Annotated in this window: 1 protein-coding gene and 1 pseudogene; both read left to right on the plus strand. The window is 63.0% G+C overall.

Going from position 1 to position 921, the window contains the following annotated elements:
* Positions 1–114: 114 nt before the first annotated feature.
* The gene (locus tag ACFPOB_RS29965; protein ID WP_377801816.1) at positions 115–312 is read left to right on the plus strand and encodes a hypothetical protein; all 198 of its coding nucleotides are present in this window, start codon (positions 115–117) and stop codon (positions 310–312) included.
* Positions 305–811: pseudogene (locus tag ACFPOB_RS29970) on the plus strand (DDE-type integrase/transposase/recombinase); the annotation flags it as partial. The gene ACFPOB_RS29965 and the pseudogene ACFPOB_RS29970, both read left to right, overlap by 8 nt.
* Positions 812–921: the final 110 nt, after the last annotated feature.

Genomic DNA, 921 nt, shown 5'->3' on the forward strand with positions numbered 1-921 from the left:
TCTCAAGCCGACTGATCGGCGTGCCTGTATAGACGTCCATACAGACACATTCTCACCCCCAAGCATCAATCCTCAAGACGGCCGCCCTCGTAGGGGTACGCCCGCGTCGCCGAAATGCTCGGTGAAGACGAGGACTGGCTGTGGGACGTGGCCAATGAAATGGACCCGGAGGACGGCGTGGTCTGGGTCTATGGGCCAGGCGATGACAGCGTCATGGCGTTCACAGACTTCGGCATCGAGACGCTCAAAGGCCTCGCCGAAATCTACAAAGCCAATCCTCACCTGCTCACAAGATCGGACGACCCGAAATAGCCGTACTGCGGCCTACGCCGCATGGTTACATCACAAGCGGGTCTACCGCGTCATGAAGGCCCATGGCCTGCTCCTGCAGCGCCATGCCGGCGGCATCGACGCGCGTCGTCACGATGGCCGCATCGCCGTCGATCGATCCAACCTGCGCTGGTGCTCGGACGGCTTCGAACTCGGCTGCGACAATGGCGAGAAGGTTCGCGTCGCCTTCGCACTCGACTGCTGCGACCGCGAGGCGATCAGCTTCGTCGCCACGACCGAGGGCATCAAGGGGGAGGACGTTCGCGACCTCATGACGGTGGCCGTCGAGACCCGCTTCGGACCGGTCAACCGCCTGCCCGGCGTCATCGAATGGCTGACCGACAACGGCTCTGGCTACATCGCCGGCGAGACCAGGCGCTTTGCTCGCGAGATCGGCTTCGAACCGCTGACCACCCCCGTCCAGAGCCCGCAATCCAACGGCATGGCCGAAGCCTTCGTGCGCACCATCAAGCGCGACTACGCCAGGGTCAATCGTAAGCGCTGTCCCGTTGGCACCTTTGCGGGCGCGGTCTGAGCGCCGATGTTTGAAGCCCCTGAGGGCTTCGACACATGACGATTTCAGAGCTTACG

The sequence above is a fragment of the Allobosea eneae genome, from assembly GCF_042657265.1.
GTDB lineage: Bacteria > Pseudomonadota > Alphaproteobacteria > Rhizobiales > Beijerinckiaceae > Allobosea > Allobosea eneae.